1 protein-coding gene is annotated in these 255 nt (G+C 67.5%); it reads right to left on the bottom strand.

Features of this window, described 5'->3' with window-relative positions:
• The coding region (locus Ga0451573_RS19370; protein WP_231685828.1) for a hypothetical protein at positions 1 to 255 on the bottom strand (255 nt) is incomplete at both ends.

Genomic DNA, 255 nt, shown 5'->3' with positions numbered 1-255 from the left:
ATCCGGCGATTGGTGCCCTGATCTCGCGCCTTCAACGCATTGAAGAGGACATTCCGGCCCTCGTCGGAGTTCAGCGACGCACCTTGGGCCTTGCCCAGGAAGGCCGGCCCCGCGTCGGCGAGCATCGCATCGGGCCCCAAGCGATCCAGCTCGGTCCGCACCGCTGCCGGCTTGTCCGCCTCGAGGGCCGCCACGAGGTGGTTGGTGGCACTGCGCGACAAACCATCGGCACGGCCGCGAATGGCATTCGTCACA

The sequence above is a fragment of the Phosphitispora fastidiosa genome, assembly GCF_019008365.1.
Lineage (GTDB): Bacteria > Bacillota > Thermincolia > Thermincolales > UBA2595 > Phosphitispora > Phosphitispora fastidiosa.
Note: the sequence above shows the minus strand (reverse complement) of the source record. Positions and strands in the feature narration are given on the sequence as shown.